The 17299-nt window shown below is 68.6% G+C and carries 11 protein-coding genes; all 11 read right to left on the bottom strand.

Going from position 1 to position 17299, the window contains the following annotated elements; genetic code table 11:
- Positions 1–4: 4 nt before the first annotated feature.
- Positions 5–1327, bottom strand: coding sequence for a hypothetical protein (locus tag IV088_RS22080; RefSeq protein WP_291106250.1), 1323 nt, complete (start codon positions 1325–1327; stop codon positions 5–7).
- Positions 1328–1409: 82 nt separating this feature from the next.
- Positions 1410–2462 (bottom strand): hypothetical protein, encoded by a 1053-nt coding sequence (locus tag IV088_RS22075; RefSeq protein ID WP_291106247.1) that lies wholly within the window; start codon positions 2460–2462, stop codon positions 1410–1412.
- A 45-nt stretch (positions 2463–2507) separates the two neighbouring features.
- Positions 2508–4250, bottom strand: coding sequence for a hypothetical protein (locus IV088_RS22070; protein ID WP_291106244.1), 1743 nt, complete (start codon positions 4248–4250; stop codon positions 2508–2510).
- 193 nt (positions 4251–4443) lie between these two features.
- Positions 4444–5865, bottom strand: a complete 1422-nt coding sequence (locus tag IV088_RS22065; RefSeq protein WP_291106242.1) for a S8 family serine peptidase — start codon at positions 5863–5865, stop codon at positions 4444–4446.
- The gene (locus IV088_RS22060; RefSeq protein WP_291106240.1) at positions 5862–6635 is read right to left on the bottom strand and encodes a hypothetical protein; all 774 of its coding nucleotides are present in this window, start codon (positions 6633–6635) and stop codon (positions 5862–5864) included. The genes IV088_RS22065 and IV088_RS22060 overlap by 4 nt, the downstream gene beginning before the upstream one ends.
- A complete protein-coding gene (locus IV088_RS22055) occupies positions 6632–6883 on the bottom strand; it encodes a hypothetical protein (RefSeq protein ID WP_291106237.1) in 252 nt (83 codons plus the stop codon). The genes IV088_RS22060 and IV088_RS22055 overlap by 4 nt, the downstream gene beginning before the upstream one ends.
- Positions 6883–7866: a hypothetical protein gene (locus IV088_RS22050; RefSeq protein ID WP_291106235.1), complete on the bottom strand. Its 984-nt coding sequence runs from the start codon at positions 7864–7866 to the stop codon at positions 6883–6885. Before IV088_RS22050 ends, IV088_RS22055 begins: the two co-directional genes overlap by 1 nt.
- Before the next feature lie 10 nt (positions 7867–7876).
- A complete protein-coding gene (locus IV088_RS22045) occupies positions 7877–13402 on the bottom strand; it encodes an N-acetylmuramoyl-L-alanine amidase (protein WP_291106233.1) in 5526 nt (1841 codons plus the stop codon).
- A 9-nt stretch (positions 13403–13411) separates the two neighbouring features.
- On the bottom strand, positions 13412–13744 hold the full coding sequence (locus IV088_RS22040) for a hypothetical protein (protein ID WP_291106232.1): 333 nt from the start codon (positions 13742–13744) through the stop codon (positions 13412–13414).
- Between the two features lie 253 nt (positions 13745–13997).
- Positions 13998–14939, bottom strand: coding sequence for a BTAD domain-containing putative transcriptional regulator (locus IV088_RS22035; RefSeq protein WP_291106230.1), 942 nt, complete (start codon positions 14937–14939; stop codon positions 13998–14000).
- Positions 14940–15199: 260 nt separating this feature from the next.
- The coding region (locus IV088_RS22030) for a bifunctional aconitate hydratase 2/2-methylisocitrate dehydratase (protein ID WP_291106228.1) at positions 15200–17299 on the bottom strand (2100 nt) is incomplete at its 5' end.

The raw sequence follows: 17299 nt of genomic DNA, 5'->3' as shown, positions 1-17299 counted from the left end.
TGCATCAGGCCGTCGGCGCGGTCGCGGCCGGTGTCTGGCCGCCGGCTGCGGGAGCGGGCGGGCGCGAGGCCATCGTCTTGACCATGCCCGGCTGCGCGTTCATCTGGATCGCGGCGATCGCCTCGGGGTTCGCCAGCTTCTCCAGCGGCAGGTAGTCGCTCTTGAAGTTCACCTCCATGCTGCCGGCCAGGCTGGCCTTGGTTTCCAGGCTCGCGTTGATCGAGGTCTGCGAGGCCGACGCCATGTTCAGCACCGGCTGCGCCGTGGTTTTGTAGGTGCCCTTGGTGTAGAAGCTGGCGTCGCGGCCGCCGGTGTCGTAGGCGCCGTCGGCGGAACGGGTGAAGCCGCGGTTGGATTCGTTGCTGCTCTGCTCGTTGGTGCCTTCGCTGGTGGTGCTCTGGAGGTTCTTGTCGTAGTCGAACTTCTGCGCGCTGCGGCGGAACTGCATGTTGTCGCGCGCCTTGAAGTCGTACATGACCTTGGCCGAGATCTTGCCGTCGGTGACCACGATGCGGTTGATGCCCAGCATCACCATCGTGGCCAGCAGCTGCTGCCGGCTGGTCGCGAGCTGGGTGCGCGCGGCCGGCACCAGCAGCGCCTCGACCAGTTCGTCGTCCAGCCGCTCGATCGGCTTGTCCAGCGGCAGCGACTGGTTGATCTTCGCGACCGCGCTCTTCTCGTTGACGCCTTCGCGCACCGTCACCCGCGGCCCGGCCGCCTGTTCGTCGCCGAAGGAGAACTCGCCGGTGTCCATGCTCAGCTGGAACACGTCCGGGAACTGCTCGATCAGGTGATCGCGGCCCTGGTTCTGGGTGGTGTTGTCGTCACGGAACTGGTTGAGGCTCTTGGACACGTCGGCGACGAGCTTGGCGTAGGCCTCCATCTGTTCGATCGAGCTCTTGACGATGGAATGGAACACGCCGTCGATGAGCCCGGCGCAGAAGTCCGGGAAGTTCACCGCTTCCAGCAGCGCACCGGCGACGGCCGCACCCTCGCGCGCGCTCTGCGCGGTGAACTTGCCCTCTTCGTCGGTGTTGTTGCCGGCGGATTTCTTCAAGGCAAAGTTCTCACCCGCCAGCGCCCGCACCTGCGGGCTTTGCTGCTCGGGCTTCAGGCGCACGCCGTCCGGTTCGGCGAGGTAGCTCGCGATCTGGACCATGCCTTTGGCCAGGCTCTCGCGCTTGTCCGGCGTCAGTTGGTTGAACGCGTCGCTGCTTTCGAGCAGTCGGCGCACCTGCTGGCGGGCCACGGCCAGCGTTTCACGGCTGGCAGGCTGTGGTGCGGGGCGTGCGGCGACCTGGGTGCGGGGAGGAAAAATGGCGGACATGGCGGGTCGCTCCGGATCTGTGGCCGTGTGGAACACGGCCGGTGGTTCATCGGGGCTGCGGCGGGCGGACCCGCCCACAGGGTCATTGCTGGCTCTGGGCTTCCTCGATCGCTTCCCGCATCTCGAACTCGATCGGTCGCACATACAGGCTGATGCGGGCCTGCGTGGTGGGCGTGACCCGCAGGCTGAGCACCGAGAAGTGCCCCTGCTGGCTCACGTCGTCGACACCGAAGGCATCGAGCCAGCGCGAGAGCGCCAGCAGTTGTCGCGGCCGCTCGGCCAGGCCCAGCTTGATCAGGTCCAGAAACCGGGCCGGCAGGTCGGGGATCGCGGCCAGCAGGATCTCCAGCTTGAGCTCCACGCCATCGGTGGTCTCGCGGATGCCGATCAGCACGCCGCCCGCCGGCAGCTCGAAGCGCCCGCCCAGCGCGACGCCCACGATGCGCATCAGGCTGGGCAGCTGGTGGCCGATGCCCAGGCGGTTCATCAGCGGCCCGAGCGCGCTGACCGCCAGCGCCCCCCGGTGCAGGAAGGTCACGCGCTGGCTGCCGCTGTCGCGCTTGCAGCCGATGGAGGTGAAGATGGGCATCAGGGTCGGCATCTCGGCCATCACCCGGCGCGTGAGCTCGGCGAGGGTCGGCGACAGCGCGTCGATCTGCGACGGCAGCAGCTCGTAGTAGATCTTCGCCGCGTACAGGCCGTCTTCGTCAAAGGCGCTGCCGAACCAGGCACCGAAGTTCATCCAGCTCATGCCCCCGAAACCGCGCCACTCCTCGCTGCGGCTGTCGAACCAGCGCAGCGCGTCACGCCCGAACACGGGCTGGATCAGGCGGCGCATCTCGCGCGTGGCCTCGTCACGGCGGGCCACGGGCGAGGCACCCGGCCCCAGCGGTTCGATGGTGAAGCGCAGCGTGTGGGGATCGGACTCCGAGAACGAGGGTTCGTAGGGCACCGCGCCCGGCGTGAGGCGGTTGTTGGCGTAGGAGACGTCGTCGTCCGGCAGGTAGAAGGTGCGCTCGATGAGGTCGCCGACATAGGGCATGGGGTCGCGGGTGCCCAGCGCCTGCGACGCGGCGTTCAGCGAACGCGTCACCAGGTTCTTCATCGGGTGGGCTCGGGTGCCTGGATAGGACATGGAAGTTCTCCTGAAGCGTGGGGATGCGTGGCGACCGGCGAAGCGTCAGAAGCTCGGCAGGCTGATGCCCGCCGAATCCAGCGCATCGCGCGCCATCTGCGGCATCTCGATGGGCTTGCTGGTGATCGTCGGCGACTCGACCGGCTGCGAGAAATCTTCGACCCGCTGGTCCCCGATGCCCCCCACCGCGATCAGCTGCTCGCAGGCCTGCAGCAGGTCCCAGTCGGTGGGGTCTTCCATGGGCCGGTCGCTGCCGCGCAGCTGCGGGTTGGTGAGCGCGTTGGTCGAGATCACCTCGCCCAGGCGGTTGGTCAGGCGCTGGTGGTTGCGCGAGAGCCAGGCGATGACAATGGCGCCGCACTTGGCCTGGGTGCGGTAACGGTGGCTGTTGCGGGTGCCGCCGAGGTAGTTGGCGTTGACCTGGTCCATCACCTGCCACATGTCGCGGGCGCCGAACGAGGTTCGGATCTCCTGGTCGCTGAGCAGGTCGCGGTACTCGATGATCAGGGTCTTGAGCTCTTTGGAGAACTGGTAGGCGATGCCGTAGCAGTTGCGCGACAGGCTGGCGGCGAGGTCGCGTGCGGCCTTGCGCACCTGCTCCTGCGAGACCGACAGCGGGATCTGGCTGCGAAACATGCGGTCGACGGTGAGCTGGCGGCCGAACGAGGACACCGACGACACGAAGCGCCACCACAGGTCGTTGAACTCGCGGTTGGGCTGGTTGATGCTGGGGTCGCCACCGGGCGCGCCGAAGGCGCGCATGTAGAGGTCGCGGCGCTCGCCTTCGGTGATGCGCTCCGAGGCCTTCTTGTAGTAGCCGTAGAGGTAGTCGCCGGTCTTGCCGTAGCTCAGCGGCAGCAGGCCGGCGCGGAACAGCTCGACGATGCGCTCGACCACCTGGGGCATGCGCGCCTCTTCCAGCTGGTAGGAGAAGTAGATGGCCTGGGCGGCGTCGAGGTTCTCGCGCACGATCTCGCCGTCGGTGGCCTCTTCGAGGTCGGGCAGCGGGATGTCGAACGAGGACGGCGAAGCCCCACCGACCACACCGCTCTGCATCTCGTAGGTGTTCTCGATCCGGCTGGTGAGCCAGGGGTCGTTGGCGCTCACCCCGTCCGCCGCGAGCTTGCGCACGACCGCGGCCAGGTTGCGCCCGCTGAGCACGCAGACCTTGTCGGCCGCGTTGGGCTGCATCTCCTTGACCGGCTGGCGGTCCTGCGGATCGCCCCCGGGTTCGATGCAGCCGAAGATGTCTTCGTCGATCAGCCGGGACTGGATCTGCGAACGCAGGGTGACCACGTACTTCTTGCTCAGCAGCTCGAACGCGGCGTCGAACAGCGCCCGGCACTCGCGGTACTCGCCCTGGGCGGCGCTGACCTTCTGCACGAAACCCCGGCGGCTGTCGTCGGTCGTGCCTTCGAGCTGCAGCAGGCCGCAGATGCCGACGATCTCGCGTTCGCTGGCTTGCAGTGCATCGAGGAAGTTGGACGGCACACGCTGGGTGCCGATCAGGCCGTACTTGTGGACAAACTCGCTGTCTTCGGCGTCGGCCAGCTCGTCCCAGGGTTTCTGCGCGTAGGTCGCGGCCACCTTGCGGTAGAAGGGGTCGGCGACCACGTCGCTGCGCAGCTTCTCGACGATGCCGGCGAGCTCCTCCAGCTGGCGGACACTGAGGCCGCCGCTGGTGTCGGCGGTGTTCTGGATGGTTTCTAAGACCTGCCGCCGAGCGCGCAACGCCTGCCGTTCTTTCAGTTCGCGCTCGCCGAGGTCGACCAGGAGGATGCGGTTCATGGTATGTCCTTCGGTGGTTGGGGCCCGCAGGCCGGAAGTGGTGGTGGAAGACCGGCGGGTGCCAGCGGTGGTGGCCGCGGCGCGGCGCGAGGAGGCCGCGGCGCCCGGGGCAGCGCGCGAGGGGGTGGGTTTACTTCGGGTGACCATGGCTCTCTCCTTGTTTGCCGGGTGTCATCGGTGGTGGCCTGGGTGCTCAGGCAACCGCCAGAGCGTCGGGTTCATCGGCAGGGCGGTCTTCTTCTCGCAGCCGGTGGTCGATGTCCGCGTCGAGCCGCCGCAGCGCGGCCAGCGCATCGAGCACGCCCGCGCCGCAACCGGTCACGCCGGCCACCGCAAACGGCCGCGCGCTGGCGATCAGGATGTCCCGCGCCTCGACGCTGTCCAGCGGCTGGGCGCGCCGCTGGGCGCGCGACGCCAGCAGCGCACAGACCGCGGCCACGTGCGGGGCGGCAAAGCTGGTGCCGCTGGCCAGTTGGTAGCCGCTGATGCCACAGGTGCGGATGTCGCGGCCGGGCGCACACAGGGCCACGTGCCCGCCCCGGGTGGAAAAGGACGCGGGGCCCAGGCCGCGCTCGATCGCGCCGACCGCGATGACCCCGGGCAGCGCCGCCGGGAAGTAGCGCTCGCTCAGGCCCGAGTTGCCGCTCGCCGCCACCAGGATCACGCCCCGCGCCAGCGCGTAGCGCACGACTTCCTCGTGGGGCCGTGGCGCGTCGGCGTCGAGCATGGACTCGGGCGTGCCGAAGCTCATGTTGATGACCTTCACGCCCAGGTCGATCAGCCGTTTCATGCCGGCGTCGATGTTGTCCAGCGCGCCCACGCCCACGCGTTTGTCGCCCGGGCCGAGCGCGGCGCCCAGCACCCGCACCGGCGTGAGCCCGCAGGCGCCCGCGGCGCCCGGGGGCATGCCCTTGCCGAGAGCCGCCATGATGCCGGCGCAGCCGCTGCCGTGGCCCACCTCGTCCTGCGGGCGTTCGCCGGCGCGGCGGTAGTCACCGACCAGGGTGACCCCGCCCACGGTCTCGGGGTCCAGGTCCACGCTGTCGAAACCCGCGCGCAGCCGCGACGCCAGCTCGACATGGGTCAGCGAGACCCCGGTGTCGGCCAGGCCGAGCACCACCGCCGGGTCACCGCCTTCGTAGCGCAGGGCCTCGTCGATGCGGGCGCATTGCCGCACCCAGGTGTGGTCCAGCGTCCGGAGGTCGGCCACCGTCCCGGGCGCGTCGGCAAACGGCGCGTGGCTGAGGTGGTTGGCCGTGACCCGCTCGACCATGGGAAGCTCCGCCAGCGCCTGCAGCAGCGCCGGCATGCCGGCCGGGTCGCGCACCTGCACCCGCAGCACCCGGGCCACGCCGCTGATCTGCTCGACCTCGTCGAAGCGGTAGGCGCCGGGCACGGCGCGCGCGCTGCGCGGCTGGCGTGCACTGTGCAGGCGCACCGCGCGCAGCGCGCCGCCGTGGTGGCGCAGCAGGCGGTCGATCACGCCGCCGTCGATGCGCTCGGCCATCTCGGCGCCGTGGTGGGTGCAGGCGCGCCAGCCCGGCACGTGCTCCGGCATCTCGCCGAGCTTGAGCGTGAGCAACAGGCGGCCGCGCACGGTGCGGGGGGTGTTCATGACGGTCTCCATTGCCCGAGCCGGCCGTCGCTCAGTTCGACACGCGCCACCTGCCCGTCACCAAAGTCGACCTCGGCCTCGCACCCGAGCTGCGAGGCCATCGGCGCGAGCACGATGCGGCCGTCCTCGGCGCCGACCACGGCCACGCTCTCCCCGGCCGCGCGCACGCGCGGCAGGCGCCCGGGGCGCAGGCCGGGCGCGCTCAGGTGCACCCGGCCCGAGGTGTCGCCCGGGCCGGTGCCGGCGCCGGGCTCGACCCGGGTGACCCGCGGCGCCGCCGCGCGCAGCAGGGCCTGCTGCAGCCGGTTGACCGGCATGCGCGAGAGGCGCGCGATCACGTCGGTGCCGGCCTTTTCTTTCAGCTCGTTGAGCTGCTGCACGGTGCGCACGCCGATGCGTTCGAGCTGGCGCTGCTCGGTCTCGGAGATCTGGTCGCCCAGGGCTTCGCGCAGCGAGAACTTCGGGTCTTCGGTGCTGTAGTCGACGCTGTTCTCGTCGATCATCGGTTTGGTGATGGTGGTCAGCTGCAGCTTGATGCTGCTGGCCTCGGTCTCGCCGGGACCGGCCGGGCGCAGGTAGATGTCGTCGTCCAGGATCTGCACGAAAGCGCGCAGGTCCAGCGACACCTCCTTGACCGCGAAGGTCAGCGGCAGCTTGCCCAGCCGCGCCTTGATGGCCATCGAGGCCTGCGCCTTGTCGAGCTGTTCGGTCAGCGACGAGATGAACAGGTCGAAGGGGACGCCGGCGTCCTGCAGCAGCGGCGTGCTCATGGTGCGGCTCCCACATCGCCACCACTGCTCCAGCCGAGCGTCAACCGCGAGGGCGTGGCGCTCCAGGTGTTGACCTCGCTGCTGCGGGTGAAGTCCGCAAGCAGCACACAGCCGCCGTCGCGGAACACCGGCCGCAGATCGATCGGCAGGGTCATGTCGACCTGGGACAGGCGCAGGCCTTCGCGCGCCTCGATGGCCAGCAGACCGTCGTGCAAATCGTCCAGCAGCTGGGAGAGCTCGCGCATCATCACGGCCTCCCTTCGGCGGCCGGCGGCGCGGCGGGTGGCAACGCGGGCGGTGGCGCGGCGGGGCGCATGGCCGGCGAGTGCTGCTGCACCAGGGCGATCTTGGCGGCGTCGGCCAGGCGGTCGAGCGGCAGGGTCTCGCTGACGAAGTTGAGCTTGACCTCGCCAAACAGGTCGGCGCGCACGGTGGATTCGTTCTGCGCGTTGACCGCGAGCGTGGACACCATGGTGGTGCTCTGCGAGGTCTGGCTGAGGCTGCCGCGCTCGCCCCAGGTGGCGACCGCCTGGGGATCGCTGCTGGTGGCGTACTGCACCGCGGCGGCATCGCGCGCCGCCGCGCGGAACATGACCTTGGCGCTGATGCTGCCGTCGCGCACGGCGACACGGTTCAGGCCGAGCAGCACCATGGTGGCCAGCAGCTGCTGGCGCTCGGCACCCACCTTGTTGCGCACCTGCGGCAGGATCTGCTGCTCCAGCAGCTCGGTGCTCAGTTCCTGGCCTTCGAGGCCGTAGTCGGCCAGCCACACCGGGCTCAGTTCCTCCGCGCGTGGCGAGAGCCGGGGCTCGGTCCCGGCGGCGTCCGGCAGCTGGAGCACCACGTCGCCGGGGTAACGCGACACCAGCCAGTCGCGCGCCTGGTTGAAGGTCACGTTCTCTTCGGTGAACTGATCCACCGTCTTCGCCACCGCCGACACCAGGCCGGAGTAGCTCTCCATCTGCCGGATCGAGGCATCGACGATGGCGTCGAAGGTGCCGTGCACGAGCTGCGAGACGAAACCGGGGAAGTCGATTTCATTGACCATCGCGCCGGCCCGGCGGGCGATGGTCTCGGTGGCGGGCGGCTTGCTCGACGCAGCCGGTGCGGGGGTGCCGGAGCCGGCAGCCGGCGCCGGCGCGCCCGGCTGCCCATCCGCCTGCGCACGCGAGATCGCCGTTCCGTTCCGGGACGGAAAGATCCTGCCGCTGTTGCGCGTGGTGTCGGACACGGTTCGCTCCTCAGGCCGGGCTCAATGCGGCGTACCGGTCGACATCGGGTTTTTCGGCGTTGGCGTCGCGCCAGCCGTTCTCGCGTTCGTAGCGACCGTCGCCACGCAGTGTCAGCTCGATGACGGCGTCGGCATTGCCCTGCGACAGGCCACGGAAGCGGTAGTCGATGCGCACACGCAAGCGCGCCACCCCATCGGCGTCGGCGCCGTCTTCGATCTTCGCGACCACCTCCACCCCATAGGCCAGGTTCGCGGGCAGGCCGGCGGTGATGCGCACATCGCCGAGACTGCCGTTCGCGGCGCGAAATTCGATCTTCAACGGCAGCGGCGTGGGCGCGCCATCAATCGCCGGCCAGTCGTTGATGTCGATCCGGACATCGGTGGGCGCGGCCGAGCTCACGCTGGGCGACAGCATCGAAGGCGACTTCAGTCCTTCGAGCTGGTCGAGCGCCCAACGGCTGCCGCCGGCTTCGCCGATCACCCGGCTCATGCGCACGCCGAGCACGCGGCTGGGTTCGATCGGTTCGCGGCGCGCGCCGGTGGCGTCGAGATTCAAGGCGCGCACCGACCGCGGCGGCGACGCCAGACGCAGGCCGCCGTTGCCGCGCACCGACAGCGACTGCGCGCTCACGGCGCTCGCCGGCAGGTGCAGGATGCGCCAGTTGCCGTAGTCGGGCTGGGACATGTTGCCGAAGTCGGCGGCGAAGTCGGCGAACGGCAGCCAGTCTTCGTAGCCGTGGTTCGGAGGCCGGAATTCAATCGGGTCGTTGTCGAACGCGATCCGCGTGTCCCAGGGATTGAGGATCTTGACCTGGGCCGCGTTGGCGTCGTCCAGGTCGCCGCGGATGCCGGCCACCACCACCGCATGCGGCGCGCCGACGATCACCACCCACAGCGGTCCGTGGGCGTTGAGCCATTCGGCCCATTGCCTGGGCGAGTGGTAGATGCTGGCATTGGACGGCTGGTCGATGACGACGAAGCCGTAGCGGTCGCGCACGGCCTTGAGCAGATCCCAACCGTAGGAACTGGCGAGACTGCCGCCGACCTCGTTGACGATGGATTCGGGCGTGTGCGACTGCTGCCGGCGGTGCGCCAGCAGCATCGCCATCGAGGCCGCCCAGCAGGCGTCTTTGTTGGGCTGCGGGATCAGGTGCACCGGAATGTCGGACGGGCCATCGTTGCCGAGCGCACGGCCGTGGGCGAGTGAGCGGGCATGGGAAGCGCCCAACGAGAATGCCGAGGCCGACGCCGGGCTGCGACCGGCGACACCGCCCGAATGCATGATCTGGAATTCCAGATAGCCGCCGGTGCTGCGGGTGCGGTCTTCGTAGAACGTGAGGAAATCGGCGAACGAGAGCTTGATCGGCCCACGCGCCGGATCGTGCATGTACATGGTGGTGTCGGAGCCGTCCGCCGCGCCGCCGCTGGTCATGCCCACCAGCACCCGCACATGACCGCCGCTGCCGCCGCCGTCGCCGATGCTGAGCGCCTGGTCGATGTACAGCGGCCCGTTGGCGGCGAGCATGTCGCGCCAGGCTTCGATGGTGTAGGACGCCGGCGCTTCGGCCATCAGGTTCCAGGCGTCGGCGACGTAGCCGCGCTGGCGGCCGTACAGGCCTTTGTTGAAGGCATCGAACACCCCCACCTTCTCGGCGATCACGGTGTCCGGGATCGACTGCTGGTCGCGCCAGCCCACCACCATCGATGCAGCGGCGGCCCAGCACGCCATCGGGCCACTCTGATAGGTCATCGGCGTATCGGTCCAGTGCACCGAGAACGCATCGCCCAGCGCACGGCTGCCCATGCGGCCCGGCGCACCCAGCGACAGGCTGGTGGTGCGGCCTTCGATCCAGTCGATCTTGTTCTGCATCAGCCGACAGCCTCGGTTGAGGTCGTCGGTGTCGGCGCCGGTGTGCACGCCGACCACGTAGGAGCTCAGTACGCCGCTCTTGTCGCTGATGTAGTAGACCGGCGAGCCGCTGGCGCGCTTGAGCGTGAGGATGGGATAGCTGAAGGTGCTGTCGTCGTCGGCCAGCGCGGCGATGTAGCCGGCGTGCAGGTGCTGCTTGAAGCCGTCGATCGCCTTGGTCAGCTCCGGCACTTTTTCCGAACGCGACGAATAACCGCAGACCACGACACCTTCGGGCCGCGACTGGTTGAGCTCTTCCAGGGAGTCGAACCACTGCCCGTTGGGCGCATCGATCGGCACGTTGTCGATCACCGCCAGATCGGTCGCCTTGTTGCTGCCGGCGTAGCTGGCAGGGATCCGCCATGAGGCGGAGGTGAGCGTGGTGCGGCCGAACGGTTCGGTGGAACCGCCGCCGTTGCCGTTCTTGCCCGGGATGATGGTGACACTGGTCTTGTTGTAGAGGTTGTGGGCGCAGGTGAGGATGCGGTTGCGACCGATGTAGAAGCCGGTGCCGCGACCGACTTTGCCGGCGCCGTCCTGCATCTCGAGCAGACAGATGGCCGAGTGCGGGAAGAGCGTGGTGTTGGGCACGCCGGCAAACCACTCCTCGCGCGCCTGGCTGAAGGCGTCGGCCTGGCAGGTCAGCGCACTCATTGGATCGGCGGGGTCGTAGAACGGGGTGATGATTTCCTGAGCCATCGAATAGCCACGGCGCGCGCCCAGGCCCTGCGCGACCGCGCCGCCGGCCAGCGCTGCGGCTTCGGTGGCGAGGTGGCCCATGTAGGTGTCCCAGTCCCACACCGAGTTCGGGCAACTCGTGTGGGTCGTCTTGGGATCGACCTCGGAATGGCCGAGCACGTGGGTGCGGTCGGCGGGCAGGCCCAGCTGGGCGCACAGCCACGCAACCAGCTTGGCCGAGGCGCGGTACTGCGCGTCGGTGGGCGCGTGGTCGCGGGTGGTGGTGGCGTTGTGCTCGATGCCGATGCTGCGGCTGTTCGCGCCGTTGGCGTGGTGCGCGGTGTCGCCATGCGCCACCACCTGCACCACCTCGCCGCCACGGCCGATCACGTAGTGCGCGCTGACGCGGACGCGCTTGTTGCCCATCATCTGCTTCGGGTTCTGGAACCAGTTCTTCACCGTCTTGTCGTAGTCGTTCTTGCTGGCGGTGATGTGGATGACGATGCGGTCGATGGCCGTGCCCGCCTTGCGGCCCAGGGTGTAGTTGTTGGGGTGGGCGGGCGCGAACTTCAATGCGCCCGGGTACTCCGGCGCCGGATCGCCCAGCGCACGGGCGTACCAGGCCTGCGCCTGCGACACGGCGTCGCTGTCGCCGTCGGGGATGTCGCCATCAATGCCCATGGCGTCGGGATCGGTGAGGCCATCGTGCGACGTCTCCTGCGGCTCGCCGAGGCCGTGGCTGTGACCGTGGCGATGAAGCGCCAGCGACTGTGTCCTCGGCACCAGGGCATCGGGCACGTAGCAGGTGCGCGTGGTGATCATGTCCATGTAATAGACCCAGTCCCACACCGCGTTCGGGCAGGCCTGGTGGGTCGTCTTGCCGTCGGCCTCGGCGTGGCCGAGGATGTGCGCGCGGTCGGCGGTGATGCCGAACTGGTCACACAGCCAGGTGACCAGCGCCGCCGAGGCACACATCTGTGCCGGGGTCGGGTTCAGTCCTTTGGTGTTGGCGACGTGCTCGATGCCGATGCTGGTGCCGTTGGCCGAGCCGGCATGCCAGGCCACGTCCTTGTGCGCGACCATCTGCACGATCTCGCCGTCCTGCCCGATGACGTAGTGCGCGCTGACCTTGGCCGCGGGGTTTTTGAACCAGCTGATGGTGCCGTTGATGCTGGCGCCGCCGTCGGTGATGTGGATCACAATCCTGTCGATGCTGCGGGTGCCGCTGACGGCGCGGAAGTTGCCGCTGGCCGCGGCCTCGAACCGGCTGGCCATCGGGTACTCGGGCGCGGGCAGGTTCAGGCCGCGGGTGCCGTGCCAGCCCTGCGCGGTGCTGGTGGCGTCGTCCGGGATCGGCCCGCCGATGTCGTGCGCGCTGTCCTCATCGACCGCCGACAGGCTCCGGGCGAAACGCCCCATCGAAAACGTCAGCGTCTGCCCCCACTCGGCCGCCACCTGGCGGATCCAGGTCAGCTTGTTGGCGGTGATGCGGCAGCCGAGGTTGGTGGTCGCGTCGTGGGCGGCCACGTGAACCCCCACCAGGTGGGCCTGGGGACCGGCGCCGGTGTCTTCGATCCAGTACACCGGCGACCCGCTGGTGCCGCCCAGGGTCTGGATGTTGTAGCTGAAGGTCTCGTCGGTCGGCAGCTCGCGGATGTGGCCGCCCATCAGGTGCTGCCGGTTCGGATCGATGGTCTCGTTGACGAAGTGTTCGACCAGATCGTTGGCGTACCAAAGCGCGGCGTACCCGCTGACCACCACGCCCTCGGGACGGCTCTGGGTCAGCTCTTCGACCAGGTCGAAATACTGGCCGGCGCCGACCGCGTTGGCCGCCGGCACCTGGATCAGGGCGATGTCGAAGTCGCTGCCGTGGGTGCCGTACGAACCGTGCGGACGGAAGGTCCTGACCTTGAAACGGCCGAAGGGCTCGTTGGCGCCCGCCGTGCCGCCGCCGTTCTTGCCGCGAACGACGATCAGCTCGCTCTGGCCATTCACCACGTGCGCGGCCGTCATGATCAGGCGCGGGCCGATGAAGAACCCGGAGCCGTGCAGCCCGCCCTCGGTGGACCCGTCGGGCACACGGATCTGGCAGACCGCCGAATGCGGCATCACCCGGGTGTCGAGCACGCCCAGGTACCACATGGCGCTGTCGAGAAAGAACCCCGCCTGCGCGCGCAACGCGTCCCAGAAGTTGGCGGGCTGGTAGTCGGAAGAGATCAGCAGCGAGCGAGCGCTCACCATGGGACGGCGCAACACCCCGTTGCGCCTGGCCAGGCCTTGTGCCGTGGCGCTCGGCGCGGTCGCCGGGTCCGGCGCGGCGGGCGGTGTGGGCGCCGGTGCGGCTGCGGCGGGCGCCGGCTGCGTCCAGAGCTCGTCCGAATAGCCGTCGCTGTAGCCCGTGGACCCACCGGCGCCCGGGGCCGTCGAGGCCTTGGGCGCCACGGCGCGGTCTTCGTCGCGGGACGGCGGCGGCGGGGTGCCCGCCGCATCGCCCCCCCAGCCCAGTTCGACGCCACCGCCACCGTACGCCGCGCCGCCGTGGCTCATGGGGCCACGGCTTCGGACCGACCGGCGCAGGCCCCGTTCGGTCAGGCCCGAGAGGCTGACATACATCGTCCCGCGGTCCGGCATGCGCATCGACACCGGCGTGCTGCGGTCGCTCTCGCGGTAGGTCGCGAGACCGAAATACAGGCGCTGCTGGCCGACGAAGCGCGACACCACCTCGGGCGGCACCAGGTACACGGCCTCACCGCGTTGCGACGGCGCCGTGCGCAGCAGGCGGCTGGTGTGGAAGTTGCCGGGCGTGCGCTGGGCGCGCCGCTCGGGCCTGAGCAGTTCCGGGTCGGTCGCGATGGCGATCTCGAACAGGGGCAGCTCGGAGCGCACGGTGAAACCCAGCACGCTGAAACGGTCATCAATCGACTCGCGGTTTGCACGGATAACGGCCATGATCGGCTCCTAGCGGTGTTTGCAAGTTGGAGAAACCCCGGCATCGCCCGCCGCATCGCGGTCCGGTGCAACGACCCGGAACCCGGCGGTGTCGCTGGCGCCGTCGTCGTCCATGACCGACGAAATGCGCTCCCAGAAGCGCTGCTGCGCATCGATGCCGATCTCCGACAGGTGCGGCTTCATGAAGTCCAGCACCGCGTCCAGCTGGCGGAAATACACCCGCTGACCACTTTTCACGTGCTCCACGGAGCCCCGCCACTCGGGGTCCCTGCTGGGCTGGTCACCGCGTTCACACCAGATGCGGACGATGAAAACAGCGGTGCGGTCTTCGAGCAATGCCATGGGTGAACTCGGCGTTTTCGGTGTGTTGAATGCACTCTGCGCCCGGCACATCACCCCCTCATCACACCAACATCACGCCAACATCACGCCCCCGTCGGTGCACGGTGACGGTTCGGTGACGCCCACCGGACGGGCGCGCACGGCGCCCCGCCAGGCGCGCAACAACGCGGCCGCCAGGCCTGGGGTCAACACAAGGGGGACTGGAGCGCGGACGCCTCGGGTGGCACCCACCCGGGATCGCGGGACGGGCCGTTCAGGCCAGGGGAGGTCGCAGGCTCAACTCGAGCTGGCTGTCGGCCAGGGCCAGGTACTGCCGGGCCGCGACCACCAGCTGCTGGCGCGGGGTTTGCGGGTCCGGCGGCAGGGTTGGCAGCCAAGGCGCCGGATGGTCGACCACACCGGTTGGCACCACGGGCACCGCCTGCACGCCCGACACCGCGTTGTCCGCGATCTGGCGGTAGAGGTCCATGGTCTCCCGCATCGGGCCGATCGACAGTTCCCGCCGCAGCAGCTGGCGGCACGATTCAAACTGCAGCAGCGCCTGCGCGCGCTGGCCACTGAGCACGAACAGGCGCATCAGCTCCCGGTGGACGTCTTCCCGCAGGGCATCACAGTCCAGGATGCTCTGCGCGTGGCGGATGCTTTCGCCGAACTGGCCACGAACGGTCGCCACCTGCATCAGTCGCCACAAGGCATTCAGGTAGAGCCTGCGGTGCTTCTCCCGCTCCCGCAGCGCCCAGTCGTCGATGAAGTCGGTCAGGATGTCGGACTTGTACAGCGCCACGCCCTTGCGCAGTCCGTCGATCTCAGCGTCGACCAGGCGCTCGATCGGCTTGGCCAGCCCCGGTGCGATGCTGTGCTCGAACTCCTCGGTGTCCAGCCAGATGTCCGCCGAACCACTGAGGCCAATGCCCCCGTGGCGATCGCTGGCGATGAGATCGCCGCAGCGCACCGGCCCGCACTCGATGATCCTGCGCAGGCGCCACAACGCGGTGTTGAACGAGCCTGCGTTCACCGAGGCATTGCCCTGCACCGGCCAGAGGATGCCGAGCAACTCGCTCCGGCTGAAACAGCGTCCGCGGCCCAGCGCCAGGTACGCCAGAAGGCTGCCGCAGCGGCCTGAAATCGACGTCACCCCCTCGCTGTCCACACCGTGAGCCACACTGAGAGAACCAAACAGCCAGATGCGCAACATCCTGTCTCTCCTTAAGGGGCCAACGGACACGCCCTCCTCCGCCCAGCAGCCCCATGCCCAAGCGGGGTCCCGACTATCCATGAATTGAACGCCCCCCACAAGGGAGCCCCAGCCCCTGTTACTCCGCATGGGGGACCGCCTGAAACATCTTGGCCTCACAAGAAACAGGTTGAAACAGGAACACCCCTGGATGCCAAGGGCTCCGACAAAAAAAAGCGGCCCCGAAGGGCCGCTTTCTGATGCACGCGAAACGGGACTGATCAGGCCGTCACGCCCTTGGCGTTTTCCACGTATTCCTCGATCTGGTTGAAGTTCAGGTACTTGTAGATCGCCGCGCCGTCCTTGTTCACGATGCCCATGGCCTCGAAGTACTCGGCGACCGTGGGGATGTGGCCCAGCTTGGACGCGATCGCCGCCAGCTCGGCCGAAGCGAGGTACACGAACGTGTTCTTGCCCAGGCGGTTGGGGAAATTGCGGGTCGAGGTGGAGACCACGGTCGCGCCTTCACGCACCTGCGCCTGGTTGCCCATGCACAGCGAGCAGCCGGGCATTTCGGTGCGCGCACCGGCGGCACCGAAGTTGGCGTAGTGGCCCTCCTTGATCAGCTCGCTCTCGTCCATCTTGGTCGGCGGCGCGACCCACAGCTTGACGGGGATGTCGCGGCTGTTGCCGAGCAGCTTGGCGGCGGCGCGGAAGTGGCCGATGTTGGTCATGCACGAACCGATGAAGGCTTCATCGATCTTGGTGCCGGCCACTTCGGACAGCGTCTTGGCGTCGTCCGGGTCGTTCGGGCAGCACAGGATGGGTTCCTTGATGTCGGCCAGGTCGATCTCGATGACGGCGGCGTACTCGGCGTCCTTGTCGGCTTCGAGCAGGTTGGGGTTGGCCAGCCAGGCTTCCACCTTCTCGATGCGGCGAGCCAGCGTCTTGGCGTCCTTGTAGCCGTCGGCGATCATGTTCTTCATCAGCACGATGTTCGACTTCAGGTACTCCTGCACCGGCTCCTTGTTGAGCTTGATGGTGCAGCCAGCGGCGGAGCGCTCGGCCGAAGCGTCGGACAGCTCGAACGCCTGTTCGACCTTCAGGTCCGGCAGGCCTTCGATTTCCAGGATGCGGCCCGAGAAGGCGTTGATCTTGCCGGCCTTGGCGACCGTCAGCAGACCGGCCTTGATGGCGTACAGCGGGATGGCATGCACCAGGTCACGCAGCGTGACGCCAGGTTGCATCTCGCCCTTGAAACGCACCAGCACCGACTCGGGCATGTCCAGCGGCATCACGCCGGTGGCGGCGCCGAAGGCCACCAGGCCGGAGCCGGCGGGGAAGCAAATACCGATCGGGAAGCGGGTGTGCGAGTCACCGCCGGTGCCCACGGTGTCGGGCAGCAGCAGGCGGTTGAGCCAGCTGTGGATCACACCGTCGCCGGGGCGCAGGGACACACCACCCCGGTTGCTGATGAATGCTGGCAGCTCGCGGTGCGTCTTCACGTCCACGGGCTTGGGGTAGGCGGCGGTGTGGCAGAAGGACTGCATCACCAGGTCGGCCGAGAAACCCAGGCAGGCCAGGTCTTTCAGCTCGTCGCGGGTCATCGGACCGGTGGTGTCTTGCGAACCCACGGTGGTCATCTTCGGCTCGCAGTAGGTGCCGGGGCGCACGCCCTGGCCTTCCGGCAGACCGACAGCGCGGCCGACCATCTTCTGGGCCAGCGTGAAGCCGGCCTGGGTGGCGGCGGGCACGCTGGGCAGGCGGAACATCGTGGAAGCGGGCAGGCCCAGGAACTCTCGCGCCTTGGCGGTGAGCGAGCGGCCGATGATCAGGTTGATGCGGCCGCCGGCGCGCACTTCGTCGAACAGCACGTCGCTCTTGAGCTTGAACTCGACCACGGTTTCGCCGTTGCGCACGATCTTGCCGTCGTAGGGCATCACGTCAACGACGTCGCCCATTTCCAGCTTCGACACGTCGACTTCGATCGGCAGCGAGCCCGAGTCTTCCTGCGTGTTGAAGAAGATGGGGGCGATCTTGCCGCCCAGCGTGACGCCGCCGAAACGCTTGTTCGGAACGAACGGGATGTCCTGGCCCGTGGCCCAGATCACCGAGTTGGTGGCGGACTTGCGCGAAGAACCGGTGCCGACCACGTCGCCCACGTAGGCCACGAGGTGGCCCTTTTTCTTCAGGTCTTCGATGAACTGCATCGGGCCGCGCTTGCCGTCTTCCTCGGGCTTGAAGGCCGCGTCGGGACGGGTGTTCTTCAGCATCGCGAGGTAGTGCATCGGGATGTCCGGGCGCGTGGTGGCGTCCGGGGCGGGCGACAGGTCGTCGGTGTTGGTCTCGCCGGGCACCTTGAACACGGTGACGGTGATCTT

Source organism: Hydrogenophaga sp. (assembly GCF_018780075.1).
Classification (GTDB): domain Bacteria; phylum Pseudomonadota; class Gammaproteobacteria; order Burkholderiales; family Burkholderiaceae_C; genus Hydrogenophaga.
This window is presented reverse-complemented; position numbering and strand designations above follow the sequence as displayed.

What these genes read in the sequence shown, in the direction of transcription:
- IV088_RS22065 (WP_291106242.1), bottom strand. Translation starts at nt 5,865, where the DNA reads ATGAACACCCCCCGCACCGTGCGCGGCCGCCTGTTGCTCACGCTCAAG.
- IV088_RS22075 (WP_291106247.1), bottom strand. Translation starts at nt 2,462, where the DNA reads ATGTCCTATCCAGGCACCCGAGCCCACCCGATGAAGAACCTGGTGACG.
- IV088_RS22035 (WP_291106230.1), bottom strand. Translation starts at nt 14,939, where the DNA reads ATGTTGCGCATCTGGCTGTTTGGTTCTCTCAGTGTGGCTCACGGTGTG.
- IV088_RS22080 (WP_291106250.1), bottom strand. Translation starts at nt 1,327, where the DNA reads ATGTCCGCCATTTTTCCTCCCCGCACCCAGGTCGCCGCACGCCCCGCA.
- IV088_RS22040 (WP_291106232.1), bottom strand. Translation starts at nt 13,744, where the DNA reads ATGGCATTGCTCGAAGACCGCACCGCTGTTTTCATCGTCCGCATCTGG.
- IV088_RS22045 (WP_291106233.1), bottom strand. Translation starts at nt 13,402, where the DNA reads ATGGCCGTTATCCGTGCAAACCGCGAGTCGATTGATGACCGTTTCAGC.
- IV088_RS22070 (WP_291106244.1), bottom strand. Translation starts at nt 4,250, where the DNA reads ATGAACCGCATCCTCCTGGTCGACCTCGGCGAGCGCGAACTGAAAGAA.
- IV088_RS22055 (WP_291106237.1), bottom strand. Translation starts at nt 6,883, where the DNA reads ATGATGCGCGAGCTCTCCCAGCTGCTGGACGATTTGCACGACGGTCTG.
- IV088_RS22060 (WP_291106240.1), bottom strand. Translation starts at nt 6,635, where the DNA reads ATGAGCACGCCGCTGCTGCAGGACGCCGGCGTCCCCTTCGACCTGTTC.